20 protein-coding genes are annotated in these 25,463 nt (G+C 64.9%); 5 read left to right on the top strand and 15 right to left on the bottom strand.

Features of this window, described 5'->3' with window-relative positions:
- Window positions 1-483: 483 nt before the first annotated feature.
- The 3 genes from AC3IMC_RS16495 (at window position 484) to AC3IMC_RS16485 (ending at window position 3,148) form a co-directional block, all read left to right on the top strand.
- A complete protein-coding gene (locus tag AC3IMC_RS16495; RefSeq protein WP_490919737.1) occupies window positions 484-1,668 on the top strand; it encodes a DUF4012 domain-containing protein in 1,185 nt (394 codons plus the stop codon).
- Window positions 1,669-1,847: 179 nt separating this feature from the next.
- Entirely contained in the window at window positions 1,848-2,447 is a 600-nt protein-coding gene (locus tag AC3IMC_RS16490) for an LPXTG cell wall anchor domain-containing protein (RefSeq protein ID WP_490919717.1), read from the top strand.
- A 167-nt stretch (window positions 2,448-2,614) separates the two neighbouring features.
- Window positions 2,615-3,148: a VanZ family protein gene (locus AC3IMC_RS16485; protein ID WP_490919716.1), complete on the top strand. Its 534-nt coding sequence runs from the start codon at window positions 2,615-2,617 to the stop codon at window positions 3,146-3,148.
- 7 nt (window positions 3,149-3,155) lie between these two features.
- On the opposite strand, the gene galU is transcribed toward AC3IMC_RS16485, so the two are convergent.
- The 8 genes from galU to AC3IMC_RS16445 form a co-directional block, all read right to left on the bottom strand.
- Complete coding sequence (gene galU / locus AC3IMC_RS16480; protein WP_221386241.1) at window positions 3,156-4,046, bottom strand: UTP--glucose-1-phosphate uridylyltransferase GalU; 891 nt, start codon at window positions 4,044-4,046, stop codon at window positions 3,156-3,158.
- A gap of 120 nt (window positions 4,047-4,166) precedes the next feature.
- The gene (locus tag AC3IMC_RS16475) at window positions 4,167-5,060 is read right to left on the bottom strand and encodes a nucleotidyltransferase family protein (protein ID WP_490919714.1); all 894 of its coding nucleotides are present in this window, start codon (window positions 5,058-5,060) and stop codon (window positions 4,167-4,169) included.
- Between the two features lie 8 nt (window positions 5,061-5,068).
- Window positions 5,069-6,631, bottom strand: coding sequence for a tyrosine-protein kinase domain-containing protein (locus tag AC3IMC_RS16470; protein WP_490919713.1), 1,563 nt, complete (start codon window positions 6,629-6,631; stop codon window positions 5,069-5,071).
- Between the two features lie 78 nt (window positions 6,632-6,709).
- The gene (locus tag AC3IMC_RS16465; protein ID WP_490919712.1) at window positions 6,710-7,921 is read right to left on the bottom strand and encodes a PqqD family protein; all 1,212 of its coding nucleotides are present in this window, start codon (window positions 7,919-7,921) and stop codon (window positions 6,710-6,712) included.
- Between the two features lie 3 nt (window positions 7,922-7,924).
- Window positions 7,925-8,185: a PqqD family protein gene (locus AC3IMC_RS16460; RefSeq protein ID WP_490919711.1), complete on the bottom strand. Its 261-nt coding sequence runs from the start codon at window positions 8,183-8,185 to the stop codon at window positions 7,925-7,927.
- A gap of 31 nt (window positions 8,186-8,216) precedes the next feature.
- Window positions 8,217-8,771: a hypothetical protein gene (locus AC3IMC_RS16455; RefSeq protein ID WP_490919710.1), complete on the bottom strand. Its 555-nt coding sequence runs from the start codon at window positions 8,769-8,771 to the stop codon at window positions 8,217-8,219.
- 242 nt (window positions 8,772-9,013) lie between these two features.
- The gene (locus AC3IMC_RS16450; RefSeq protein ID WP_490919708.1) at window positions 9,014-11,857 is read right to left on the bottom strand and encodes an FAD-binding and (Fe-S)-binding domain-containing protein; all 2,844 of its coding nucleotides are present in this window, start codon (window positions 11,855-11,857) and stop codon (window positions 9,014-9,016) included.
- Entirely contained in the window at window positions 11,857-13,590 is a 1,734-nt protein-coding gene (locus AC3IMC_RS16445; protein ID WP_490919706.1) for an L-lactate permease, read from the bottom strand. Before AC3IMC_RS16445 ends, AC3IMC_RS16450 begins: the two co-directional genes overlap by 1 nt.
- A gap of 159 nt (window positions 13,591-13,749) precedes the next feature.
- On the opposite strand from AC3IMC_RS16445, the gene AC3IMC_RS16440 reads away from it, so the two are divergent.
- Window positions 13,750-14,442, top strand: coding sequence for a GntR family transcriptional regulator (locus tag AC3IMC_RS16440; RefSeq protein WP_490919704.1), 693 nt, complete (start codon window positions 13,750-13,752; stop codon window positions 14,440-14,442).
- 5 nt (window positions 14,443-14,447) lie between these two features.
- Here the strand turns inward: AC3IMC_RS16440 and AC3IMC_RS16435 are convergent, their stop codons facing one another.
- The 3 genes from AC3IMC_RS16435 to AC3IMC_RS16425 form a co-directional block, all read right to left on the bottom strand.
- Window positions 14,448-15,173, bottom strand: coding sequence for a FadR/GntR family transcriptional regulator (locus AC3IMC_RS16435; RefSeq protein ID WP_490919702.1), 726 nt, complete (start codon window positions 15,171-15,173; stop codon window positions 14,448-14,450).
- 95 nt (window positions 15,174-15,268) lie between these two features.
- Window positions 15,269-16,639 carry an FAD-binding oxidoreductase gene (locus AC3IMC_RS16430; protein ID WP_490919700.1) on the bottom strand — a complete coding sequence of 457 codons (1,371 nt, stop codon included), beginning with the start codon at window positions 16,637-16,639 and terminating at the stop codon, window positions 15,269-15,271.
- Window positions 16,640-16,739: 100 nt separating this feature from the next.
- A complete protein-coding gene (locus AC3IMC_RS16425; RefSeq protein WP_490919698.1) occupies window positions 16,740-18,500 on the bottom strand; it encodes an L-lactate permease in 1,761 nt (586 codons plus the stop codon).
- A 229-nt stretch (window positions 18,501-18,729) separates the two neighbouring features.
- Between AC3IMC_RS16425 and aceB the strand changes: the two genes are divergently transcribed.
- A complete protein-coding gene (gene aceB / locus AC3IMC_RS16420) occupies window positions 18,730-20,346 on the top strand; it encodes a malate synthase A (RefSeq protein WP_490919696.1) in 1,617 nt (538 codons plus the stop codon).
- Window positions 20,347-20,495: 149 nt separating this feature from the next.
- On the opposite strand, the gene AC3IMC_RS16415 is transcribed toward aceB, so the two are convergent.
- The 4 genes from AC3IMC_RS16415 to paaD all read right to left on the bottom strand — a co-directional run bounded on the left by AC3IMC_RS16415 (window position 20,496) and on the right by paaD (window position 25,463).
- Window positions 20,496-22,604 carry an excalibur calcium-binding domain-containing protein gene (locus AC3IMC_RS16415; RefSeq protein WP_490919694.1) on the bottom strand — a complete coding sequence of 703 codons (2,109 nt, stop codon included), beginning with the start codon at window positions 22,602-22,604 and terminating at the stop codon, window positions 20,496-20,498.
- Window positions 22,605-22,903: 299 nt separating this feature from the next.
- Entirely contained in the window at window positions 22,904-23,692 is a 789-nt protein-coding gene (locus tag AC3IMC_RS16410) for an enoyl-CoA hydratase/isomerase family protein (RefSeq protein ID WP_490919692.1), read from the bottom strand.
- Window positions 23,693-23,719: 27 nt separating this feature from the next.
- Window positions 23,720-24,946, bottom strand: coding sequence for a 1,2-phenylacetyl-CoA epoxidase subunit PaaE (gene paaE / locus AC3IMC_RS16405; protein WP_490919690.1), 1,227 nt, complete (start codon window positions 24,944-24,946; stop codon window positions 23,720-23,722).
- Window positions 24,947-24,956: 10 nt separating this feature from the next.
- The gene (gene paaD, locus AC3IMC_RS16400) at window positions 24,957-25,463 is read right to left on the bottom strand and encodes a 1,2-phenylacetyl-CoA epoxidase subunit PaaD (protein ID WP_490919736.1); all 507 of its coding nucleotides are present in this window, start codon (window positions 25,461-25,463) and stop codon (window positions 24,957-24,959) included.

The following is a 25,463-nucleotide window of genomic DNA, read 5'->3' as shown; positions in this document are numbered from 1 at the left end:
CTGATTCCGCAGCTGAAGCAACAAGTTATGGCTTCAGATGTAGGAAACGCCCAGAGCACTGTCTCTACACTGCGAGAACATACTTCTGCCGCCCGCCGGGCGTCGGAGGACCCGCTCTGGATACTTGCATCTGGGTTACCGTGGGTCGGGCCGAACCTCAGCGCGGTTTCCGAGGTATCTAGATCAGCTGATGACATCGCTAGTCTTGGCCTGAGCCCATTGGTCAACGTTTACCAGTCTTTGAACTGGGACGCACTTATGCCGAGCGGCTCAGGCAGCAATTTAGACCCCCTCAAGGCTGCAGCCCCAAGTGTGGCCTCGGCGGCCTACAGCGTTAGAGCATCTTCCGAGCGGCTGCAAGATATTGATACAGCTCAGCTCTTGCCGCAAGTATCCGGCCCATTGGTGGAGGCGACCACAGAACTGACCCAAGCGACAGGTGCCCTCGAGTCTGCAGCGGATGCCGCTGCCATCGCTCCCGCAATGCTGGGCGCAGACGGTCCCAAAGACTACCTCCTAATGATTCAGAACAGTGCTGAAGCACGAGCTTCTGGTGGCATACCCGGGGCCCTTGCAGTTGTGACGCTGGATCGTGGCAGGCTATCCCTCGGAACTCAGAGCAGCGCCGGCGACGTAGGCACCATGTCCCCCGTCCTGCCAGTCGACCAGCAACAGCAGCAGATTTACTCCACTCGTCTTGGAAAGTACATGCAAGATGTGAATCTCACACCTGATTTTCCCACGGCTGCCGCTACCGCTCGGGGTATGTGGGAAAGGAAGACTGGCCAGAACGTTGACGGTGTTATCTCCATTGACCCAGTGGTCTTGAGCTACATCCTCCAGGCAACAGGACCAGTTGCAATCAACGGCCCCGAGCTGTCAGCTGTGAAAGCGGCGGGCTTGCCGACAGAACTTACGGGCAGCAACGTTGTCCCCACTCTCCTCTCAGATGTCTACGCCAAGATCCAGCAACCAAAACTGCAGGACGTGTATTTCGCGGGAGTGGCCAAGGAAGTCTTTTCTGCCCTTTCCAGCGGTAAGGGAGAAGCAAAGGGTCTTATTTCAGGCATCACCCGTGGAGCAGAAGAAGGACGTGTCCTGGTTTGGTCGGCAAACACTTCCGAACAAAGTGTGATCGCTAAGTATCCGGTTAGCGGTTCCATATCTGGGGAAAGCGTCCCACCCGCTCAGTTCGGCGTTTACTTCAACGACGGCACGGGCGCGAAGATGGACTACTACGTTAAACGCACAGTCCAGTTGGTCAAAGAGTGTCCAGCAAATGGCTACGAGGAGACGACTGTTCGTGTTACGAGCACCAACACCGCTCCTGCGGACGCAGCAACCAGGCTCCCCACCTACGTAACGGGGGGCGGGCTTTTCGGAGTGCCGCCGGGTTCAGTGCAAACCAATATCGTTGCTTACGGTCCCGTCCAGGCAAACATCGAGTCAGCAAAGGTGGAGGGACATCGTACCGAGTTCGCGCCCTACCAGCATGCAAACCGTCCCGTAGGTGTACTCGCCCTAAAGCTGGCGCCGGGCGAGAGCAAGACTGTGGAGTTCACTTTCGGCAAAATAGTTCAGCACACCGAACCTAACTTGGCTGTCACACCGACCGTCCAGCCTGTAAAAGACGTGACTTTGCCGAACGAAAATGCGCCTTGCCGCTAGGATGAGTGGCTGGTGCGTTAACATTATGTAAACCGACTGGATTGAGATTGCTCACAACCAAGCCGGGATGGTACCTTTTTTATCGGGATATCTATCCGTAGTACTGCACATGGTCTCGTGCAGAGGGGGCACTCCCCAAAATCGGGTATCAAAACTTAAACGTCTCCGGGGGGACACACATGAAGAAGACTCTTGCAGCACTCGCGCTTGCAGGCTCCATCGCACTCATCGGCTCGGCACCCGCCATGGCCGCTACCTACCCGGCCCTGCCGCCGCAGGCCGCCGTTTCCGACGGTGTTGTAGGCCCGGGCGAAACCTTCGTCTTCCGCGGCCAGGGCTTCCGTGCCGGTGAGCCGCTGATCATCCGCGTTACGCCGGGCCAGGCTCCTGCTTCTAGTGGCGCTGGCGTTGGTAACCGTGCGGTCGCAACTCGCATCGCCGTTGTCACCGAAGCTCAGGACCTGTCCGCTACTGCTGACGCCCAGGGCGCTGTCGCACTTCCGATCGCAATCAGCGAAGCCGGAACTTACTCCATCACCGCTACCGGTACCCAGTCCGGTGTCACCGTCGGCCCGGTCACGGTTACCGTTGCTGCTTCACTGGCAAACACCGGTGGTAACGCTGGCGGCGCTCCGCTGGCCAACACCGGCGGCCTGGCCAACACCGGTGCCGACTCCGGCCTGGTCCTCTGGACCTTGGTTGGTGCAGGCGCACTTGCTGCCGGTGCTACTTCGGTAGTGGTGGTCCGCCGCCGCGCCAAGGCCGAGGCTGCCGCCTAAGGGCAACGCTTGCTAGCACCAAAGAAGGTGGGTGCTCCTCCGGAAACGGAGGAGCACCCACCTTTTGCTTTGTGTGGTATCTATTTGATCTATGGGGAGACATTGGCGCAGAGCACCACGGGAGTACGACCGATCAATCCCACTCCCCCACCCGCAGGTGTTGCACTATGCCTTCCTCATCCTCCTGGCCGCCGCAGCCTTGGGGACCGCAGCGTTCGCCCTCCTGCGGACGTCTTGAGGCCCTTTTGAGGATTCTTTACGAGCAGCGACTGTGGCGCCTCGTCCTCGCTGCCATGATGGTTCCGCTCGCGTTGATCGCATTCTGGCCCAGCCCCTTGGACCAGCCTGTCGCAGGGCAGCTCGCAAGCGTCTTGGAGTTTCTCTACCGCCATGGCATTCCCAACTGGGTCAATTACCAATTCGTGGAAGCATCCGCCAACGTCGCACTTTTTATCCCCTTCGGAATTGTAAGCGCACTCGCATTTCCCAAAAAGCACTCGTGGCAAGTCGGCGCATTGGGACTCCTGGTCTCAGGTTGCATCGAACTGGGGCAATTCCTGTTTCTCCACGACCGCTTTGCAAGCCCGTCAGACATCGTGACAAATACGTCAGGAGCCGTCATCGGCGCGCTGCTGGTCGCCTGTGCTGTCAAAAAAGAGAGGCCCGCTGCCTTCTGGCAACGGACCTCCCCCAAGCAATAGAACGGGACTACCCCACGAAGCTCTTCATCCAAGTCTTCAGGTCCTCACCGAACTCCACGCGCTCGGACGCCAGGGTGATCACGGCCTTGAGGTAGCTCAGCTTGTCGCCGGTGTCATAGCGGCGCCCCTTGAAGACCACGCCGTACACACCGGAGCCTTCGCCCTCGCCAGCGGCCAGGGTCTGCAGGGCATCGGTCAGCTGGATCTCGTTACCGCGGCCGGGTTCGGTGTTCTCCAGGACGCCGAACACGGAGTGGTGCAGCACGTAGCGGCCGATCACAGCCAGGTTGGACGGTGCCTCACCGACGGCGGGCTTCTCCACCAGGCTGTTGACGCGGACGTAGTCCTCGCCTTCCACAGCCGTGATGTCAGCGCAGCCGTAGGCGCTGATCTGCGACGGATCAACTTCGATCAGCGCGATCACCGAACCACCGGTCTTCTGCTGCACCTCCATCATGGTGCTCAGCAGGTCCTCAGCCTCGTCAATGAGGTCGTCACCCAAAAGCACCGCGAACGGTTCGTCCCCCACGTGCTGCTGGGCGCAAAGCACCGCGTGGCCCAGGCCCTTGGCCTCACCCTGCCGGACGTAGTGGATGGGCCCCAGGTGGGAGGCGTGCTCCACCATGCCCAGCTTGTCCTTGTCCCCCTTGGCCTCCAGGGCGCTCTCCAGGCCCGGCTCGCGGTCAAAGTGGTCCTCAAGGGCGCGCTTGTTCCGGCCTGTGATCATCAGCAGGTCCGTGAGGCCGGCGTCCACCGCTTCCTCCACGACGTACTGGATGGCCGGGCGGTCGACCACCGGCAACATTTCCTTCGGCATTGCCTTGGTGGCGGGCAGGAAACGTGTCCCCAATCCGGCAGCAGGAATGACGGCTTTGGTGATAGTTTTCCCCGTAGTCATAGCTGAACCTTAACAAATTTGGTGGGCTAACCGGCAATTGGTCCACCTTCCGGAGAGCCCAAGCACCGCTGAAAGAGGAGCAATCGGCAGTGCCCGTCAGCCACGGAGTGACGTCCCGTGCTATCGAAGGTCCCTAACGAGGCCGGGCATCGCGCGCAGGAATCTGCCCCACCTGGACCGGTGCTGGGCCAGACGGCCGAGTACGGACATATCGGCATGAATGTTCCCGGCGAGAAGAACCTCCGGCCGGGGAAAGATTGCATGCAGGAACAGCTGCGGTTTCTCCAGCCATGGAGCTTGCAGGATGGCAATCAGGCGGGCGCTGCCGGGTTCCTTCGAGGCAAGACGATTACGCCACTCGACGGACGGCTCGGGCCAGGTTTCCGGTGCTTCTACAAGGATGAGGGGCTCAAGGAATGGGCGTAAGGCCGCCAAGGAACCGGTAGCCGCCGCAATATCCATGAGGAAGGATACGTGCGAATGCTCCCTTGTCACTTGTTCAAGCTGTTCCAGCTCCCGCCTGGATGCCGGCAAATGGGGTGCGCGGAGCGAATGCAGTGCCAGAATCAGGATTCCCAGCGGCTTCGACGGCACACGCACTTCTTGTCCGGCAAGTTCCAAGATCTCAGTGTTCTCCCACATCACGTCGAAGCAATCGGCTGGCGACTCCTCCATTCCAGGAAACCGGAAGTGGACGTCAATGCAGCAGGGCCACTCGGGGTGATGCAGCGTCACCGAGTGCTTTGGGAACGTCCTGTCATCAGGATCCACGGGACGTTCCAGCCAGCCCCGTTCCCGCAGGCCCTGCAGCATTTGTTCCAGGTTCGAGGGCTCAACGAAGACATCCACGTCAGTTGACGTTTTCGGCTGCCGCAGTCCTTGAACGACGCTGGCTGGTCCTTTGATAAAGAAGGACCGGATTCCCAGCGTTTCCGCAACCCGCTGCACCAGGGCGTGGCCCAGAAGAACACCCTCAGGCATGCCAAGCCGGGCTCCACCGTCCTTGCCGGACACGAGCAGGCCTAAACCTTCACCCGGCGCCCGGCAGGCGCCGCCTCGGGAACGCTCTCGTACTCCTCCGGGTTCTCCGGTTCCGGGAGGCCAGCTGCAGGCGTCTGGGAGGCCGCAGAGGTATAGGTTCCGTAGTAGGAATAGGCATCCGTCCCCCGAGTGGGGACGTAGTTGAGGACCGCCCCCAGTATCCGGCCCTTGACCTTCTCGAGGTTCCCCAGGGACTGGTCCAGCTGCTCCCGGGTGGTCTTGCCGGTACGGATTACCACGATGGCACCATGCGCCGCCCGGGAGAGTACAGCAGCGTCCGTCACGGGCAGCAGCGGCGGGGCGTCGATCAGGACGACAGCATCCTTGGCCAAGGCCTTAAGCATGTTGTGCATTGCCCGGGATCCCAGAAGCTCACTGGGGTTGGGCGGGATTCGTCCGGAACCGAGGACTGCCAGGTTTGGCAGGGCGCCCCATGGCTGGAGGACGTCCGCCAACTCGGCGGTGCCGGTGAGGACGTCCGTAACTCCGACTCCCGGAACCAGACTGAAAACGTCCACCAGCGTGGGCCGGCGGAGGTCGCCGTCGACCACCACCACGTTTTCGCCCGCGGCCGCCATGGTGACGGCGAGATTGGCCGTGACCGTGGACTTGCCTTCCGCCTGCATGGAGCTGGTGACCACGATGATCCGCGGCGGCTGGTCCACGTCGAGGAAGCTGAGGTTGGTGCGCAGTTCCCGGAGGGCCTCGGCCATCGCCCCGCCGGCGTCATGAAGCTGTGCAGCGGTGCCGGCATCCAGGATGGTGCTCTTCCCGTCCAGGCGGTGGTCCACCGGGAGGGTTCCGATCACGGGAACGCCGAACCGGCTTTCAATTTCCGAGGCCTTCCGGATGCGGCGGTCGAGGTGCCGGCGGACCAGGGCGTAGGCTACACCGAGAGCCAACCCCACGAGAGCGCCCAGGGCAAGATTGAGCTTGGTATTGGGTGAGGTGGGGCTGCTGGGCAGAACAGCCTTGCCCAGAGGGAGGACACGGACGGCTGTTGCAGCGCTTGCCGCCTGCCCGGCGTCCGGTGTTGCGGCGCCCTGCTGGCCGGAATCGGGGGCGGGTGCGGTCTCAATCGCTTCCACCTGGGCGGCTAGCCCTTTGACCCATGCGTCGGCGACGCGCTGGGCCGTCGCGGGGTCGGCCGACTGGGCAGTCACCCGGATCTCGGCCGTGTCCAGCGGAACCTTGACGCTGATAGTGCCGAGCAGGGCGTCAGCAGTGGTTTTCAGGTCCAGGGCCGCGATGACCCGGTCTGCGACCAGCCGGGATTTTGCGACGGACTCGTAGTTCTTCACTTTGGCCTTAGCCAGGCTGTCACCGGCGAGCGCGAGGCTCACGTTGTCCGAACCCGGCGTAACGACGATCCCGCTGGAATCAGAGGAGTAGATCTTGGGCTGGAGGACGGTCCAACCGGCTGCTGCCAAGGTAGCCAGCAGGGTGAACGCGACCAGAGCCTTCCAGTACGTCCGAAGGATGCTCAGGTAGTCCGCCAGGTCGAGGCCTGAAGGCGCCTCCGCGGGCGCGGTTGTGGTGCTCATGGTGGTTCCTTCCACTCAAGTTCTTTTGTGCCTGCGACCGGTCTTCCAGTCAGCTGCTCTAGCGGCGGGCACGGGCGCCTAGTTTCCGCCGCGCTCCAGGATGGACTTAGCGATCAGCTGCTCTACCGCGGCGGCGACGGCGTCTTGGTAGCCTTTCGGGGCGCCGTGCACCTCGGCGACATGTTCAACGATGTGGTCCAGCCCGGCCGGGCTGGCACAGGCTTCCCAGATAGCCGGTCCGATTCCGCTGACACGCACTATTTCGTGGTCCAGCATGACCAACAGGTCACCACCGATGGCCACGGCGTCCTTCGGGACGCAGCGCCGGATGCTGCCGGCCGCAATGTGTCCAGGTTGGCCATCTCGAGCTGCAGCCGGTTCCCACGTGTCTTCCGACGGCGGCTGCACCTGGAACAGGGGTGCCAGGGCTGCCGGAAGGTCGGCGGCCTCCGAGTAGGTCACCTGCCACACTCCCCCGACGCTCTCGATCAGCCGGCAAAGGGACTGGAGCGGCTCCACAACTTCGGCCTGCGAGGATGAGTCCGGGATGAGGGCCAACAGCGCATCGGCCAGCGGCACCCTCTCCAGAACGGGAACGGTGGGATTGGGCACCCGGTTCAGGAGCACGATGGACTGGATGAAGGGCATGGCAGGTGCGTGCTGGAGCCCAAATTCACCCGGTCCGACCTGCCGCTTGGGTGCGCCGGCCTGCCGCTTTACGGAGAGAGGCTTGGGGTATGGAACCACCGAGCCGTCCCAGGCAATGGCTACCGTCTCGTCAGTGACATAGCCATAGACCCGAGCGAGCACGGACGCCGCGGTGGTCTTCCCCGTTCCGGATTTCGCGACAAGGGCGACCACCGCCCCCGAGGTAGGGTCGCCCACACCGCAGGCGTGGAGCATGGTCATTTCGCCGGCATTGTCCAGGATGGCGGCAACCGTTAGCCGGGACGTGAGGTTCTCAGCCAGCTCCTCAAAGGAGGCGGCCTCGAGGTGGAAGGGCCCGGCGTCGACCTTGATTGACGCACCCGTGACGGACGCCGTGAACGGTCTGTCCTCCGAAGGTTCCATCGGCACCGGCGGCAGGACGGGCTTTTCGCTGCTCACACACCGTGCCCAGGCAGTCCTCATGGCGACCCGCTGCTGCCAGGTGACCCCGTGGCCCCAGCGGACAACAAACCGCCTGCCCAGCACATCCAGGCACAGCAGGTCGCTGCCCCTTGCGAGCTCCTCGAGCAGGCGCTGCTGCCAGGCCGAACGGGGGCTGCCCAAAATCTCCGTGGATGACATGGGCTACCGTGAAGTTCCGCTTGCAGCCTCGATCAGGCGCTGCGCTTCGAGGCTTGCCAGGAATCCTTCCACCTGAGCCTGCATCTGTCCCGACTTGTCCTCATAGGTGGCCTCAAGCTCAGCGAAGATCTCCTGCTGGGTCCGCTGGCCGTCAATGAGATCCCAGATGACCGCCGCCGGGCCCTCGAGGACCACGGGCTGCGTTGCGTCGAGGTGGAGCAGGGCGACGCGGGCCCGAGGTTTCGTACAAACTTCTGCGACCAAGCCGCCACGTTTCCAGACCAATGCTGCGGACCTAGATGAGCTTGATGTCAGTCGAAATAGTCTCGACTTTGCCGTCGGGGTAGGTCAGTGTGACGGACATCAGGAAATTCCGAAGTTGCGTCTTTTTGCCCTTGTAATAAAAGCCTGTTCCTATGCTGACCGTTGTATTGCTGTCCATTCCAGGAATAGTGAAAGTGCCGGTGAAGATGTTGTTGGCATCGAGACTAGGGAAAGTTAGCGTCGTGTTGGTCAGGGACTGCACTCCAACTCCGGGATCACCGGTGGCTGCCGGAATCGGTTCAATGCGGATTGAACCTGCAATGCTCGCGGTGATCTGGCTTCCGCTGTTCGTTATGTGGAATCCTGTTGGTCCCGTGGCTGGATGCCCTTGACCTGGAGCAGTCAGCTCGGGAATGGATAACGAAGACTGTGCGCCGTCGATGGCGGCCGCAGCCGAAACGCCGGACGCCGCAGCGGCCGGAGCGGCGATGGCCGTGGCGATAACCGGCACGGACCACGCAACACCGGCCACCACCCTGCGCCGGCTAACGCCGCTCTCTTCTTTTCCATCAATCCCGGCGTTCAAAACTTCAGACAAAAGTGCCCCCAGAGTAAGTCCCTAAACGCCGCTGCCTCTTTGAGACCGGCAGCGCACATTAGCCGGAGTTGTCCGGCTTGGCCTTACTCTTTCGAACGCATATTAAGAATTCTTCAACAGGCCTTCAAGGTTCACTCAAGAATTCTGCAAGGGGTTCTTGAGGTTGGTTTCGCTCCCCACCGCTCAAGACCCCCGGCCAAGACCCCCGGCGGATGTGCCCAACCACTCCCCTACCGCGTGACCTCCTCCAGCAGCTCCAGGACATGCCGGTAGTCCTGGCCCGTGGCACGGGTCATGCCCAGTTCGCAGGTGCGGTTGCAGGAGGCGTGCGCGGACGCGTCCAGCTGTCCCACGTCCGCGGCCTGCTTCCGGGTGGCGGACTCCGTGAGCTCGGGGTGGAGCATGCCGCGGTCCCCGGCGAAGGCGCAGCAGCCCCAGTTCACCGGCACATCCACTTTTTCGGCCACCGCGGAAGCCACCGCGTCCAAAGAATCGTTGATCCCTATCCGCGTGGAGGAGCAGGTGGGGTGCAGGGCCAGCGACTCGAGCTTTGCGTGCTCCGGCAGCCTGGGCAGGATGTGCTCGGCGGCGAAGTCCACGGCATCCACGATCCGCAGCGGCCGCTGGCCCACCCCCGGATCATCGGCCTCCACCACCTGCCGCAGGCCCTCGGTGCAGGACGACGCGTCGCAGATGATGGCCAGCTCGCCGTCCCGGGTTGCCTCCCGCAGCGCCGCCAGGGTCTTCTCCTTCATGGTCGCCTGGCCGGCGGCCATGCCCTTCGAGGACCAGGGCGTCCCGCAGCACAGTGAATCGATACCCGCCGGCACCAGCAGTGTGATCCCCGCCCGTTCACACAGCTGCTCGAAGCTGTACTGGACTCCCCGGCCCGAAGCGGGCCCGGAGTCGGGGCCGCCAGGTGACGTACCCCCCGAAGCCGGCCCGAACATCGTCCCCACGCAGGCGGGGAAGTAGACGGCGTCCGGTGCCCCGTCCGGCGTCGCACGCTTCCGCACGGAACCCCCGCCGGGCAGCTCCGACGAGTACAGCGGCACCGTGTCCGTGCCCAGCACCGCCCGCGCCGCCTTGTTGGGCGCCACCACTGCCGGGGCCGGCAGCTTGTTCACCACGGTCAGGGCCAGTGCGGCTCCGCGGGTGACGCCTTCCCAGTGCTTGGCCGCGGCGGTCCAGGCGCCGTTGGCCACTGGCCCGGCGTCGGAACGCCGGATCCGCTTGACCAGCAGCCCGGTGTTGATGTCCACGGGGCAGGCCGTCTGGCACATCCCGTCCACCGCGCAGGTCTGCACCGACTCGTAGTCGTAGTCCTTTTCCAGTTCCTTCACCAGCGCCGTGTCGCCGGCCAGCCGTGCGGCCTCGATGGCGCGCAGGGTGACGATGCGCTGGCGCGGCGTCAGGGTGAGGTCCTTGCTGGGGCACACCGGCTCGCAGTACCCGCACGAGACGCAGCGGTCCACTTCCTCGGCCACCGGCGGCGCCGTCTTGATATGGCGCAGGTGCGCCTGGGGATCGTCGTCCATGAGCACGCCCGGATTGAGCATGCCGGCAGGATCAAACAGCTCCTTGATCCGGCGCATCACGCCGTACAGCTCGTCCCCGTACTGCCGCCGCACATACGGCGCCATCACCCGGCCGGTCCCGTGCTCGGCCTTCAGCGAGCCGCCCTCCCCCAGGACCAGGTCCACCATGTCCTCGGTGAACGCGCTGTACCTGTCCAGCTCCTCCGCCGTGGCGAAGCCGTCCGTGAGCATGAAGTGGACGTTGCCGTCCTTCGCGTGCCCGAAGATCACGCTGTTTTCGTACCGGTACTTGTCGAACAGCCGTACCAGTTCACGGCACGTGCGGCCCAGCACCGGGACCGGCACCACAATGTCCTCCAGCAGCGCCGTGGTCCCCTGCGGCCGGGCACCGGCCACCGAGGCGTACAGGCCCTTGCGCAGGTGCCACAGCTGCGCCCGCGCGGACGCGTCGGCGGTGAACTGCGCCGGGGCGGCCAGCGCCAGGCCGGCGAGGGCGCGTTCGCCCACCTCCCGCAGCGCGGCAACCTCGTCCGGCTGCCCGGCGGAGTATTCCACCAGCAGCGCCGCGTGCTCGCGGACCGCCAGGTCGCGTACGACGGCGGGAGTCCCCTTCAGCGTTTGTCCCACCTTGAGCGAGAGCGCGTCCAGGAGTTCCACCGTGGCGGCGCCGGTGTCTACCAGTGCCGGCAAGGCCGCGTTGGCGGCCTGCAGGTCAGGGAAGACCAGCAGGCCGGTGGCGGCATGCGGGAGCCGCGGGATGGTCCGGAACACCGCCTCCGCCACGAAGCCCAGGGTGCCTTCGCTGCCGACGATCAGGTGCGCCAGCATGTCCACCGGGCGGCGGTAGTCCAGCAGGGAGTTCAGGCCGTAGCCCATGGTGTTCTTCATGCTGAACTGCTGCCTGATGCGGTCCACTGAATCGCTGTTCTCCCGCACCCGTGCCGCGAGCTGCGCCAGGCCCTCATACAGTGCCGGTTCCAGCGCCCGCAGCCGGGTGTCGGCGTCCGGCGCCCCGGTATCGACCACCGTCCCGGACGGCAGCACCACCGTGAGCGACTCCAGCGTGCGGTACGCATTGTCCACCGTGCCGCAGTTCATGCCGGAGGAGTTGTTCGCCACCACGCCGCCGACGGTGCACGCGGCCTCGCTGGCCGGGTCCGGCCCGAACTTGCGCCCGTAGGGCGCCAGCCGCGCGTTCAGCGCCCGCACGGTAACCCCCGGCTGCACGCGGACCCGCGCGCCGCCGTCGAGCACTTCAACGTCCCGGAAGTTGCGCCGCACGTCCACCAGCACGCCGTCCGTGACGGCCTGCCCGCTGAGGCTGGTGCCGCCGGAGCGGAGGGTGAGCGGGACACCCTGCGCCGCACTGGCCCGGAGCAGGGCACCGACCTCCGCGGCATCCTTGGCCATGACAACGGCCTGCGGGATGAGCAGGAAGTGCGAGGCATCATGGGCGTTGGCGTGCAGGTCGATGGCGCGGGTCTTCACCTGCGCCGGATCGGCCACGGCCTGGCGGAAACCTTCGAGTTTAGGCATCAGGGGACCATCCAGCCGAGTACGGGGGTGGACTGCAGGACGATCAGTACCGTGATGAGGGCCAGCAGGCCCAGGCTCCAGCCGACCAGCTTGCGGAACAGCGTGCCCTCGGCGCCTTCCAGCCCCACCGCGGCCGAGGCAACGGCCAGGTTCTGCAGCGACAGCATCTTGCCCATGACACCGGCCGACGAGTTGGACGCGGCCATCAGCACCGGCGAAAGCCCGGTCTGCGCGGCGGCGGTGGCCTGCATCTGGCCAAAGAGCGAGTTGGACGAGGTGTCCGAGCCAGTCAGCGCCACACCGATCCAGCCGATCAGCGGCGAGAGGAAGGCGAAGAAGCCGCCGGCCGAGGCAAGCGCGAATCCCAGCGTGGTGGTCTGCCCGGACAGGTTCATGACGAAGGACAGGGCCAGGACGGCGGTGACCGTGACGATGGTCCAGCGCAACTGCTTCAGGGTCTCCCCGTAGATGCGCAGCCCCTTGCCGGCAGAGATCCAGTACAGCGCCATGGTGAGCAGGCCGGAGAACAGCAGCAGCGTCCCGGTGGATTTCAGGTGGTCCAGCTTGAACTTGGTGGCCGCCACCGCCTTGCCGGCCGAGTCCTCGATGTGCAGGCCGGGCCAGGCGAACGTCACCGTGCCCACCTGCCCGAGCCAGGTTTTGATGAACGGGATCTGGGCGATGGAGAAGACGGCGATGATGATCAGGTAGGGCGCGACGGCGAGCCACACCTCGCGCGGCGCCGGGCGGGTATTGTCCGTGGGGACTCCGGAACGGTCCGGAACGCTCCCCGGCCGGCCAGCCGCCGTCGTGCCTTCCTGCGTGCCGTTGCCTGCCGCACTCTTCCCGGCCGCACTCTTCCCGCCGGCCATGGCCGGAACGGCCACATCCTGGACCGATCCTTCCATGCGGACCGACTCCTTGGGCTGCCAAACCTTCAGCATCAGCAGCACGGCGGCTACGGTGACCACCGCGGCCACCACGTCGGTCAGTTCCACGGCGAGGAAGTTGGACGTGACGAACTGTGCGGCGGCGAACGCTGCGCCGGCCACCAGCGCGACGGGCCAGGTCTGCTTGAGGCCGCGCCTGCCGTCCACGATGAAGACGAGCAGCAGCGGCACGATCAGGGCAATGAAGGGGGTCTGGCGGCCGGCCATCGAGGACAGGTCGTGCAGCGGCAGGCCGGTCACGCCGTTCAGGGCGATGATGGGCGCGGCCATGGCACCGAAGGCCACCGGGGCGGTGTTCGCGAGCAGTGAGACGACGGCGGACTTGAGCGGTTTCATGCCCGCGGCCATCAGCATCGCCGCGGAGATGGCGACCGGGGCGCCGAAGCCGGCGAGCGATTCAAGGAGCGCGCCGAAGCAGAACGCAATCAGGATTGACAGGACCCGGAGGTCGTTGGAGATGGAGCGGATGGTGCGGCCCAGGGCATTGAACCAGGGCGTGGCCACGGTGAGCTTGTAGATCCAGAGCGCGTTGACGAGGATCCACAGGATGGGGAACAGGCCGTAGAAGATGCCTGCCGCGGTGGCGCTGAGGGCCTGGTCCAGGGGCATCTGCCAGCCTGCGACGGCCAGGACAAAGGACAGGACCAGGCTGGCGATGGCAGCCTTGGCGGCCTTGACCCGGAAGACGCCCAGCAGGACGAACAACAGGACCAGGGGAAGGGCCGCGCACAGGGCGGAAAGCAGGAGGGACCCGGCGATGGGGTCAAGGATCTGCTGAAACATGGGACTCCAGATGGTGAGCAGCGCCACACCGGCGTGACGACCCATCGATTGTCTAACAAGTACACATGTAGGTCAAGAGGTCTGCATACTTGTCTGGCAAAATGGATTGAACTTGCGTGGTGAAATTTGTCTTGTTGGAACTGTTGAGAGCGGAGATCCGTGGCCGGCCGTATTGCAGCTGTCTCGATTGTGGAAGCAGTGGCTTCAGACCTGCGGCAGCGCATTTTCTCCGGTGAGCTGCCCTCCGCCCACGCGCTGACGGAGACCGAGGTGGCCACGTCCTATGAGGTGGCACGCCCCACCGCCAAGGCGGCCATTGAGAAGCTGGTGGCCGAGGGGCTGCTGGTCCGCGGCGTGCACAAGACCGCGCGGGTGGCGGACCTGGGCCCGGATTCGGTGCGCGATATCTACCTGGCCCGAGCGTACCTGGAAAGCGAAGTGCTCCGCCGGCTCGCGGCCGCACGCACCGTGCCGGCCGGGGCGGTACAGGCCAACCGGGACATCGCGGCGCTGGCCACCGGAGCGCCGCTGGACGTGGTGGAGCCGGACATGCGGTTCCACACCAGCCTGATCGACGCCGTGGGGAATGAGCGGATCAGCAGGATGTACTCATCCCTGGTGGCCGAAGTACGCCTGTGCATGTCCCGGGTGCAGTCGCTGCACCTCCTGGACACGGCCCTGATCCAGGCCGAACACCAGAAGCTCCTGGAGCTGATCGAGGCGGGGCAGGGCGAAGAGGCCGCCCAGCTGCTGGACCAGCACCTGGGCCGCGCCCGCGAGCGGCTCGTAGCCGCGATGGGCGGCGAGGCGGGCCCGGAGGCGGACCTGCCGTCCGGGCTGCCGGCCCGGTAGTTGGCTCAGCGGGCCTTGTTTGCCGCCTGCTCGTACAGCCAGGAAATGTGGCTCCGCAGCAGCTCCGCGGCACGCTCGGCGTCCTTCGCCTCCACCGCATCAAAGATCGCGTGGTGGTGGGCCCTCAGCTGTTCGAGCACCAGGGGCCAGTCCCCCAGGGCATCAAGGGCGTCCTTGATGTAGCCGCGGATGGAGCCGCGGAGCGAATCCATGATTGTTTCAATCACCGTGTTGCCGGCCAGGGCGCTGAGGGCCAGGTGGAACTGTGCGTCGAGGGCATGGAAGGCTTCAGGCTCTATGTCCGGGGCATCCATCGCCTCCAGCAGTTCCCTGGCGCGTTGGATCCCGGCCGGATCGTCATGCTTGGCAGCTGTCCTGGCTGCCCACGTTTCCAGGAGGATCCGGGCTTCCACAATCTCCTCCACCGGAAGCCGGCTGCTGGCAATGTGCAGGCGGAGGGTGGCGGACAAGCCGGCCGAGGGTTCGGAAACGATGACCGCACCCGACTTGGGGCCGGACCTGTTGGAACTCCTGAGGACCCCCATCGCATCCAGCAGGCGCATGGCCTCACGGACTGAAGCGCGGGAGATGCCGTAGCTTTCCGCCAGTATCCGTTCACCGGGGAGCTGGTCCCCGATTTTGAACCGGCCTGACCGCAGGCCCGCCTCAATGTCCTCCACCAGGACGTCGTACGTCCGTTTGGATCCCGGTTCCTCCGAAGGTTTGGTCATGGATCCATCCTGCCCTACCAACCGGTACCTGCGTCCTGTCCTGCTGCGCCGCGGAAAACCGGCGCAGCAGGGCAGCGGATGCGGGGTTGTCCGGCTCAGATTGCCTTGCCGGGGTTCAGGATCCCCTGGGGGTCGAACACGTTGCGGATGGAGCGCTGGAGTTCCAGCGAGATGCCGCCGAGTTCGTCCTGGAGCCAGTCGCGCTTGAGCAGGCCGACGCCGTGTTCCCCGGTCAGGGTGCCGCCCAGCCGCTGTGCCAGGTAGAACATGTCGCCGAGGGCCTTTTTGGCCGGTCCTTCCGTAATGGACTGGTCGGGTTCAACGACGATCATCGGGTGCAGGTTGCCGTCCGCTGCGTGTGCCACGTTGAAGATCCGGACGCCCGTTTTCCGGGAGATATCTTCCAGCCCCGCGAAGACATCCGCCAGCCGGTTCCGCGGCACGCCGATGTCGCAGATGGACACGCGGCCCATTTTCTCAAGGGACGGAATCGCTTCCCGCCGGGTGGCCACGAGTGCGTCCGCTGCCGCCGCGTCCACCGCTTTCTCGACGTGGCTGGCGAAGGGGGCAATGGCCTTGAGCAGGACGTCCTGCTCAAGGAACGCGCCGTAGCCATCGGTCTGCACCAGCAGGAAGGCGCCGCCCTTGGACCGGTGGTTGGTGCCGTGCACCGTGTCGACGGCTTCCAGCGTGGGGCCGTCCATGAGTTCCAGCACCGAAGGCTGGAGCCGGGCGGCGATGATGGCGGATGCAGCCAGCGCGGCGGCGTCCACGTCCGGGAAATAGGCGGCGACGGTGGCGGTCTGGATGGGCTTGGGGCGCAGGCGGAGCGTCGCTTCGACCACCACGCCCAGCGTTCCCTCGGAGCCGATCATCAGCGCGTTCAGGTCGTACCCGGTGACGCCCTTAATGGTGTTCCGCCCGGTCCGCAGCACCCGGCCGTCGGGCAGGACCACCCGGAGGGCGAGCACGGATTCGCGGGTCACACCGTACTTTGCGCACCACATTCCGCCGGCATTGGTGGCAATGTTGCCACCGATGGAGCAGATTGCCGTGCTGGCCGGGTCCGGGGCGTAGAAGAGTCCATGCTCCCCCGCGGCAGCGTTCACCTCCGCGTTGAGGACGCCGGGTTCAACCACTGCCAGCTGCTCCACGGGATCGATGTGCAGGATCCGGTTCATGCGGGCCAGGTCAAGGACCACTTCGCCGGCCTGCGCGGAGGCTCCGGCGGCAAGGCCCGTTCCGGCGCCGCGGGGAACCACCGGGACGTTGTGGGCGGCGGCGAGCTTCATGGTTGCCACCACCTCTTCAGCGCTGGTGGCATAAACGACGCCGTCGGGCAGGCTCGGGGGTACGTAACCGGACCGGTCCGTGCTGACCCTGACCCGTTCATCCAGGTCTGTGGAGGCGTGGGCGCTTGCAGTGAGGAGCGCTGCAGATGCTGTGACAGCTGTGGTTGTGCTCATGGAAAGGAAACCTCTTTGTTTTCTGGGGTGTGTTCTGTGGGGACCCGGCCGGGCGGAACCGCTCCGCCCGGCCGTAGTCGCGATGTGGGGGTGGTGCCGGCTAGGGGACCATCCAGCCGAGTACCGGGGTGGACTGCAGGACGATCAGCACCGTGATGAGCGCCAGCAGGGCCAGGCTCCAGCCGAGGAGTTTGCGGAACAGGGTGCTCTCGGCGCCTTCCAGTCCCACCGCGGCGGAGGCGACGGCGAGATTCTGCAGGGAGAGCATCTTGCCCATGACGCCGGCGGAGGAGTTGGACGCGGCCATGAGCACCGGTGAGAGTCCGGTCTGCGTGGCGGCGGTGGCCTGCATCTGCCCGAAGAGCGAGTTGGACGAGGTGTCCGAGCCGGTAAGGGCAACGCCGATCCAGCCGATCAGCGGCGAGAGGAAGGCGAAGAAGCCGCCGGCGGACGCCAGGGCGAGGCCCAGGGAGGTGGTCTGCCCGGACAGGTTCATGACGAAGGACAGGGCAAGGACGGTGGTGACCGTGAGAATGGTCCAGCGCAGTTGCTTCAGGGTTTCCCAGTAGATGCGCAGGCCTTGGGCTGCCGAGAGGCGGTACAGGACCATGGTGATGAGGCCGGAGACCAGCAGCAGGGTGCCGGTGGCTTTGAGGTGGTCGAACTTGAACTTTTGCGCGGCAACATGTTTCCCGTTGGCGTCCACGACGTCCAGGCCCGGCCAGGCGAAGCTCACGCTTCCGTTGGCGCCCAGCCAGTCCTTGATTCCCGGCATCTGGGCGATGGAGAAGACGGCCATGATGATCAGGTAGGGCGCGACAGCCATCCAGATTTCCCGGCGGGCGGGCCGCTCCGCGGTGCTGGCCGGCACCGCGAGCCGGGTGGTCGCGGCCGCTGAGACAGCCTCCGTCACCGATGCGGATGCCGGGACCCTTGCCGACCCGCGGCCGGATGGTGCCGGGCCGGACGGGCGCTCTTCCTCGAGGCGTTCTTCCTCAAGACCGGCTGATCCGCCGGCCTGCCCGGACATATCGATGATCTCCCGCGGCTGCCAGACACGGAGCATCAGCAGCACCGCCGCCACGGTAGCCACAGCAGCAACGACGTCGGTCAGTTCCACCGCGATGAAGTTGGACGTGATGAACTGGAAGAGGCCAAAGACTGCGCCGGCCACCAGAGCAACGGGCCAGGTCTGCTTGATGCCGCGTTTGCCGTCCACGATGAAGACGAGCAGCAGCGGCACGATGAGGGCGATGAAGGGGGTCTGGCGCCCGGCCATCGAGGAGAGGTCGTGCAGCGGCAGGCCGGTGACGCCGTTCAGGGCGATGATGGGCGCGGCCATGGCGCCGAAGGCCACCGGGGCGGTGTTGGCGAGCAGTGAGACGACGGCGGATTTCAGCGGTTTCATGCCCGCGGCCATCAGCATCGCCGACGTAATGGCGACAGGCGCGCCGAAACCTGCGAGTGACTCGAGGAGTGCGCCGAAGCAAAACGCAATCAGGATCGACAGGATCCGCAGGTCGTTGGAGATGGAGCGGATGGTCCGGCCCAGGGCATCGAACCAGGGCGTGGCCACCGTCAGTTTGTAGAGCCAGAGCGCGTTGATGAGGATCCACAGGATGGGGAACAGGCCGTAGAAGGCTCCTTCGGCAGTGGCGCTGAAGACCTGGTCCACAGGCATGCGCCAGACCACCAGGGCCAGGATGATGGACAGTGCCAGGCTGGCAATGGCGGCTTTGGCCGCCTTCACCCGGAAGACGCCCAGCAGGACAAACAGGAGAATCAACGGCAATGCCGCGCAGAGCGCGGACAGGCCGAGTGAACCCCAGAGGGGGTCCACGACTTGCTGGTAAGTGCTCACAAAAAACTCCTTTGTATTTGGAGCGGGGAGGGTGGGGCGCGATGGAGAGGGGGTCGAACGCCGAACGGGGAATTCCACAATGTGAGATGGAGATATTGTCTCGTGGACCACACTGTATGTATTGGTCTGACCGATAGTCAATGGTCTGACCGATTTATCTGAAGCCCTTGTTTTTTCATCTTGCAGAACATAATGTCCGTATCGTGAAACTTCCCGAAAGGACGATGCAATGCCCCTGACCCGAACCGCTGACCTGCCCTTTGACCGCGCCGCCGAAATCCTGACCCCGGAAGCCCTCGAGTTCCTGGCCGCGCTCCATGGACGTTTCGCCGTCGAACGCGATGCCCGCCTGTCTGCACGGCAGGAGCGCCGCGCCGAAGCGGCAAAAACCGGAACCCTGGACTTCCTGCCGGAGACGGCAGCCGTCCGTGAGGGCAACTGGAGCGTCGCCTCGGCGCCGCCGGCCCTTCAGGACCGCCGCGTGGAAATCACCGGCCCCTGCTCCCCTGCCAAGATGGCGATCAACGCCCTGAACTCAGGGGCAAAAGTGTGGCTGGCAGACCTGGAGGACGCCAGCTGCCCCACGTGGTTCAACGTCATCGACGGGCAGCTCTCGCTGTACGACGCCGCACGCGGAACCCTGGCCTACACGTCCCCTGAGGGCAAGACGTACGCCCTTCGCACCGACGCGCCCACCGCCGTCGTGATCATGCGCCCCCGCGGCTGGCACATGGACGAGCGGAACCTGGAATTCGACGGCAAGCCCGCCATCGGCGCCCTGGTGGACTTTGGACTGCATTTCTTCCACAACGCCAAGCAGCTCCTCGAGAACGGCCACGGCCCCTACTACTACCTGCCGAAGATGGAAAGCCACCTCGAAGCCCGGCTGTGGAACGACATCTTCGTTTTCGCCCAGGACGCCCTCGGCATCCCGCAGGGCACCATCCGGGCCACCGTCCTTGTGGAAACCATTCCTGCGGCCTTTGAGATGGACGAGATCCTGTACGAGCTGCGCGACCACGCCTCCGGACTCAACGCCGGACGCTGGGATTACCTGTTCAGCATCATCAAGTACTTCCGCGACTCCGGTTCGAAGTTCACGCTTCCTGACCGTGCCGCGGTATCCATGACGGTTCCCTTCATGCGCGCGTACACCGAACTGCTGGTCAAGACCTGCCACCAGCGCGGCGCGTTTGCGATGGGCGGGATGGCAGCCGTCATTCCGAACCGCCGCCAGCCGGAAGTCACCGAACAGGCGTTCGCAAAGGTGAAGGCTGACAAGACGCGCGAGGCCAACGACGGATTCGACGGCTCCTGGGTTGCACATCCGGACCTCGTTCCGATCTGTATGGAGGTCTTCGACGAGGTCCTGGGAGACGCCCCCAACCAGGTGCAGCGCACCCGGCCCGAGGTCCAGGTCACCGCCGAACAACTGCTGGACATCGAATCGGCACCCGGCGACGCCACCGAGGCCGGTCTCCGCGGGAACCTGTACGTTTCCGTCGCCTACACCGCAGTGTGGCTGTCCGGAAACGGGGCCGTGGCCATCCACAACCTGATGGAAGACGCCGCGACGGCGGAAATCTCCCGGTCGCAGGTCTGGCAGCAGATCCGCAACGGGGTGGTCTTCGCAGACACCGGCAACACGGCAACCCGCGAACTGGTGGAGCAGTTGCTGGCCGAGGAAACGGAAAGGCTCCGGAGCGAGGTGGGCGAGGAACTGTTCAACCGGTACTACGCGCCGGCGTCCCGCATCATCTCGGAGATCTGCCTTTCCGAGGACTACACCGACTTCCTCACCACGCCGGCCTACGAGGTGCTGGAATCAGAAGTGGCAGCCCGGTAGGAGCAGCCCTACCGGCGTCCTGCCCCATCCATTGCTCCGCAAACGCCGTTTTGGCACCCGAAAAGGACAATTACGGAGCAATCGATGAGGTTTAAGCAAGGAAGCCCCACCCTCGATGATGATCGAGGGTGGGGCTTCCCGGTGGTTGCCTATTCGCAGGCTTTACCGTCCAAGTCCCGATCCAATGCGGTGCGGTAGCCGGGCTGCCACCAGTAGAGGGGCGCTGCACCTGCAGCACGCACAGCATCGCAGTTCGCATAGTAAACCGGAGCCGGGGCAGGTGCGGGAGCCGGCGCGGGAGCGGGCGCAGGTGCAGGTGCAGGTGCGGGCTGGTAGGCGTCAGACGCGTACTCGATGCTGACGCTGCCGGAGCGCCACGTGATGCGGCCACCCTGGTAGTCCTGCGAGTACCCGCCACCGCTGGCACCATACTCATTGGTGGTCGGGTAGCCCAGTCGTCCCCCTTCGGAGCCCTGGCCGACCCACGCTGCCCTGATCCCACCGGTCATGACGCGCGCGCCCGAAGCAGGAGACCAAACCACTTCTCCGCCTTGGAAGTACTGCTTTGCACCGCCGCCGACAAGGCCACCGACCTCATCCGATGTGGGGTAACCCAGTCCGCTGTTCGGGCCGCCGGCGTTGATCCACGTCTGGCCGATACCGCCCTTGATGAACCGCGAGCCCGTGGCAGGCGACCAGACGATCTGCCCGTACTGGAACGCCTGCGTCACGCCTCCATTGGCAGTGGCGTACTCGTCCGTGGTGGGGTAGCCAAGGCCGCTGAGCGGACCTCCTACTTTGTCCCAGGTGGCACCGATACCGCCCTTGGTGATGCGGGACCCGGTTGCAGCGTTCCACGAGATCTTGCCGTACTGGAAGCCTTGCATGACGCCACCGGGCATCGGAGCGTATTCATCCGTTGTGGGATAGCCGAGACCGCTGAGCGGGCCGCCTGCGTTGTCCCATGTGACGCCGATGCCACCCTTCGTGATCCTGGACCCGGTGGCCGGGTTCCACGAGATCTTGCCGAACTGGAAGTTCTGCATCACGCCGCCGGCCATCGGCGCGTACTCATCAGAAGTCGGGTAGCCGAGATCGCTGTCTTGGGCGCCGATTGAATGCCACACGGCATTGATGCCGCCGATGACCATGTAGGCGCCGTACTGCTGGAGGTAACCGATAGTGCCACGCTCAAACAGCTGGTAGGCCCCGCCGAACCGCTGACCGCTGAATTCCTGGGACGTTGCAGCGCCGAGCACCGCAGACGCTGCCGCGTACTTGGCACCGATCGCGCCCGACGTCGTGTAGCTGCCCTCAGCCGCCGGGGCAGGTGTTTCAGCCTTGGCCGGCAAGGCAATCGTGGCATTCGCGCAGTTGCTGTAGAGGTGGTTCCGCAGGCTGCCTTGTTCCAACGGATCGATAGTGAGGTTCCAGCGGTACTTCACGGCAACCCACTGCTGGGCGTAACGGCACTGGTCGAGGGCCGGGGCCCATTCGTAAATATCTTTGGAGCCCTTGGACTGGTTCACACTGTCGGTTACGGCTTCAAGGCTACGAATGTCGTCAATGTCGTTAGCGAAGGCCTGGCGCTGTTCCGCCGTCCACGCCCAGGCGCCCGACTTCCATGCCTCCGCCAGCGGCACAAAGTGGTCGATGTCAACGTCGCTAGGGTTCGTCCACGTCGCCCCGTCGTACCAGGAGTTCCACTGGCCGGACGTGACAGTACATCCGGCTCCAACGGTGACAGGCACAACGGACTCAACGATGAGCACCTCGGCGCGTGTATCGCACCCGTCCCCGTCTGCGTCAATCCAGTGGGTGAACTTTGCCCGATCGTAAGCCAAGGCCGAAGGGGTTGCCACCGTCAGCTGGCTGAACAGCGATCCGGCGGTAGTGGTTGCCCCGCCCGCTACGGCCTCAGGCCGAGCGATCTGGGTTGGCTGGGCTGCTTCCGTTGCGGCAGCTGCCGGAGCTGTGGTTTCCGCCGGTGCAGCAGCGCTGCCACTGGGCTGTCCGGTCGGTGCTTCCGAGACCACCGCTGCTGGTGTTTCCGTGACTGCCAGTGTGGGCGCGGCCGGCGCTGGACTTTCCGCCTGCGGTGACGGCGCTTCAGTCGGTTGGGAAGTTGGTTCCGTAACCTGGTCGGTGGTCACGGTGGTTGTTGGTGCTGCGATGGCCGGTGCAACATACCCGAAGCTGCAGGTTGCGATGGCAAGTGAAGCAGCGGCGGCGAGAAGCCGCCTCTGAGAGGCCCCCATATTGATTCTTTTCTCATTCGAGCTGCCACGGCGGCATCGACAAATGATCCAAGCACTCATCGCGGAAACAACAGACAAATAACTTCCGGCGTCAATGCTGAAACGGTGACGAAGCAAGTTCTACGTCACCCATCGATTCGCCGCTTACCCCGGTCTGATTTTGCTTACCGACTCAGTGCAGCGTGCTGTGAACTGGTTTATCCAGGCTCGCTAACTCTGTCGAAAATGAATCAAGGTAACCGCAGCTGAAACTCAATATTTGCTCAAGATCACGAGCTCAACCAATGGCGGCCGCAAGCTCAGCCAACGCGGCCAGAGAACTTCGGCTCCCGCTTTTCCTGGAACGCCCGGAAGCCCTCCGCATAGTCCTCGGTCTTGCAGAGCCGGGCCTGCTCCTCGTTCTCCTCCTGCATGGCCTGCCACAGGCCCAGGCGCTGGTCGCGGATGTGCGCCACCAATTCCTTCGACGCCACAAAAGCACCCGTGGCACCGGCGGCCACCCGCGCAACGATGTCCCGCGTGGACTCCACCAGCGAATCAGCAGGCATGGCGCGGCTGAACATCCCCTGCGCCACGGCCTCGGCACCCGAAATCAGGTCCGCCGTGTAGATCAGGTCCAGCGTCCGGTGCATGCCCAGCCGCTCGGTGAAGTACCAGTGCCCGCCCGAATCCAGCGTGGCCCCCAGCTTGGCGAACGGCGAGCCGAACTTCGCGTTCTCCGCCACGTACACCACGTCCGTGGCCAGCAGCAGCCCCAGCCCCACGCCCAGGCAGGCGCCCTGTGCGGCGGCAAAGGTCGGAGCCGGGAAGACTGCCATCTTCTTCAGCAGCGGCTCCACCAGCCCGCCCAGGTACGCCGCGGCGTCGTCGTTCTCCGGGGTGACCCCCGCGATGTCCCGCCCCGCGCAGAAGGCCCGGCCCTCTCCCCTCAGCAGCAGCGCCCGCACCTCACCACGCAAGGCGGCGGCAGCAGCGTCGTCGTACGCCTGTGCTAAATCCCGCAGCGCCTGCTCATCCAGTGAGTTCAGCTTCTGCGGTGCGTCCAGCACTACCTCAGCGATGCCGTTGCTGATGGAAAGGGAAATCATGGGGCTCCTTGCGTAAGAGGTAATAACTTAGACGTCGAAGTCGACCGTGACTTCCTTGCTGGTGGGGTGGCTCTGGCAGGTCAGGACATAGCCCTTGTCCAGCTCATCCTGCTCCAGCGCGTAGTTCTCGTCCATGGTCACGCTGCCGGACACCACCTTGGCCCGGCATGTGCCGCACACTCCCCCGGCGCACGCGAACGGCACGTCCGGACGCACCCGCAGCGCCGCGTTCAGGATCGACTCGCGGGCGTGCGTGGGGCTGGCCACCTCGCCCTGCAGGCCGTCCAGCTTGAACGTGATCTTGTACGTTTCCTTGGACTCGTCCACGATGACGGGTCGGCCGGCGTGCCCTTCGGGGCGGTCCGGCTTGCCGGACGTGAACAGCTCGAACCGGACATTCTCGGGCTTCACCCCGCGCTCGGCCAGGGTGTCCCGGCACAGCTGCACCAGCTCGAACGGCCCGCACAGGAACCACTCGTCCACGTCATCCGCGTGCAGGGCGGTGCCCAGCAGCTGCTGCAGCTTCTCCGAATCAATGCGCCCGGACAGCAGCGGCGCGATCCGCTGCTCGCGGCTCAGCACGTGGTGGATGGCCAGCCGCTGCGGGTACTTGTCCTTCAGGTCCGCCAGCTCCTCCAGGAACATCACGTCCATGGCGGCCTTGTTGGCGTAGATCAGGTCGAACCGGGTCTCCGGGTTGGCGGCCAGCAGTGTCCGGGCGATCGCGATCACGGGGGTGATGCCGGACCCCGCCGCAATGGCCACGAAGTTCCCCGCCTCGCCCGCCAGCTCTTCGGGGTGGTTCATAGAGTTCATGACGTTCTGCTCCACGGCCTTGCCGTCCCGGCCGTGCTTGGACACGAACGCGCCCATGGGGCTCATCACGTCCAGGGTGTCCCCCGCCTTCAGCTCGGCGTTGGCCCACGTGGAGAACAGCCCGCCCAGGTCCTTCTTGATGGCCACGCGGATTTCGCTGGTGCCGTCCGGGAAGCTGCGCGGCTCGGCGCAGATGGAGTAGCTGCGTCGGATCTCCTTCGGCTCGCCGTTCTCGTCCGGCAGGGTGGTGCGCAGGGCCACGTACTGGCCGGGGAGGTAGTCGAACTTGCCGGCGAGCTCCGCCGGCACATGGAAGCTGACTTCGATGGCATCGTCGGTGAGCCGGCGCACCTCCTTCACCTCGAGCGTGTGGAAGGACGGACGACGGCGGCCGGTCACCTCAGCCTCTTCGGCGGCGGTCTGGCGGACAACAGGCATGGGGGCTTCCTTACAGGACTTTGAAGTAGTCGAACGGTTCCTTGCAGTCCTGGCACACATACAGCGCCTTGCAGGACGTGGAACCGAAGCGGGTGAGTTCCTTGGTGTTGAGGCTGTTGCACTGCGGGCACTTCACGGCCAGGCTCAGCCGGATGGGGCCGGAGTGGCCGCCGGCCCGGGAGTTTCCGCTGGGCGGGGCGATGCCGTACTGCTGCAGCTTCTGCTTTCCGGCCTCGGTCATCCAGTCAGTGGTCCAGGCCGGCGAGAGGACCAGGTCCACCTGGACGTCCTCGTAGCCTTCCTTGTGAAAGGCCGTGTAGAGGTCGTCGCGGATGGCATCCATGGCCGGGCAGCCCGAGTACGTGGGCGTGATGGTGACCCGGACGCCTCCGTCCGCGCCGACGTCGACCTTCCGCAAAATCCCCAGGTCCGCAATGGTGAGCACCGGGATCTCCGGATCGACGACCGTGGCCGCGACGTCCCAGGCCTGCTGCTGCGTTTCCTGTTCCGTGATCAT

Source organism: Arthrobacter sp. E70 (assembly GCF_058266945.1).
Note: the sequence above shows the minus strand (reverse complement) of the source record. Positions and strands in the feature narration are given on the sequence as shown.

Excerpts from the sequence above, each read along its gene's own strand:
- AC3IMC_RS16495 (WP_490919737.1), top strand. The coding sequence starts at position 484 with ATGCTGGGCGCAGACGGTCCCAAAGACTACCTCCTAATGATTCAGAAC.
- AC3IMC_RS16490 (WP_490919717.1), top strand. The coding sequence starts at position 1,848 with ATGAAGAAGACTCTTGCAGCACTCGCGCTTGCAGGCTCCATCGCACTC.
- AC3IMC_RS16485 (WP_490919716.1), top strand. The coding sequence starts at position 2,615 with ATGCCTTCCTCATCCTCCTGGCCGCCGCAGCCTTGGGGACCGCAGCGT.
- galU (WP_221386241.1), bottom strand. The coding sequence starts at position 4,046 with ATGACTACGGGGAAAACTATCACCAAAGCCGTCATTCCTGCTGCCGGA.
- AC3IMC_RS16470 (WP_490919713.1), bottom strand. The coding sequence starts at position 6,631 with ATGAGCACCACAACCGCGCCCGCGGAGGCGCCTTCAGGCCTCGACCTG.
- AC3IMC_RS16465 (WP_490919712.1), bottom strand. The coding sequence starts at position 7,921 with ATGTCATCCACGGAGATTTTGGGCAGCCCCCGTTCGGCCTGGCAGCAG.
- AC3IMC_RS16450 (WP_490919708.1), bottom strand. The coding sequence starts at position 11,857 with ATGCCTAAACTCGAAGGTTTCCGCCAGGCCGTGGCCGATCCGGCGCAG.
- AC3IMC_RS16445 (WP_490919706.1), bottom strand. The coding sequence starts at position 13,590 with ATGTTTCAGCAGATCCTTGACCCCATCGCCGGGTCCCTCCTGCTTTCC.
- AC3IMC_RS16435 (WP_490919702.1), bottom strand. The coding sequence starts at position 15,173 with ATGACCAAACCTTCGGAGGAACCGGGATCCAAACGGACGTACGACGTC.
- AC3IMC_RS16430 (WP_490919700.1), bottom strand. The coding sequence starts at position 16,639 with ATGAGCACAACCACAGCTGTCACAGCATCTGCAGCGCTCCTCACTGCA.
- aceB (WP_490919696.1), top strand. The coding sequence starts at position 18,730 with ATGCCCCTGACCCGAACCGCTGACCTGCCCTTTGACCGCGCCGCCGAA.
- AC3IMC_RS16415 (WP_490919694.1), bottom strand. The coding sequence starts at position 22,604 with ATGGGGGCCTCTCAGAGGCGGCTTCTCGCCGCCGCTGCTTCACTTGCC.
- AC3IMC_RS16410 (WP_490919692.1), bottom strand. The coding sequence starts at position 23,692 with ATGATTTCCCTTTCCATCAGCAACGGCATCGCTGAGGTAGTGCTGGAC.
- paaE (WP_490919690.1), bottom strand. The coding sequence starts at position 24,946 with ATGCCTGTTGTCCGCCAGACCGCCGCCGAAGAGGCTGAGGTGACCGGC.
- paaD (WP_490919736.1), bottom strand. The coding sequence starts at position 25,463 with ATGATCACGGAACAGGAAACGCAGCAGCAGGCCTGGGACGTCGCGGCC.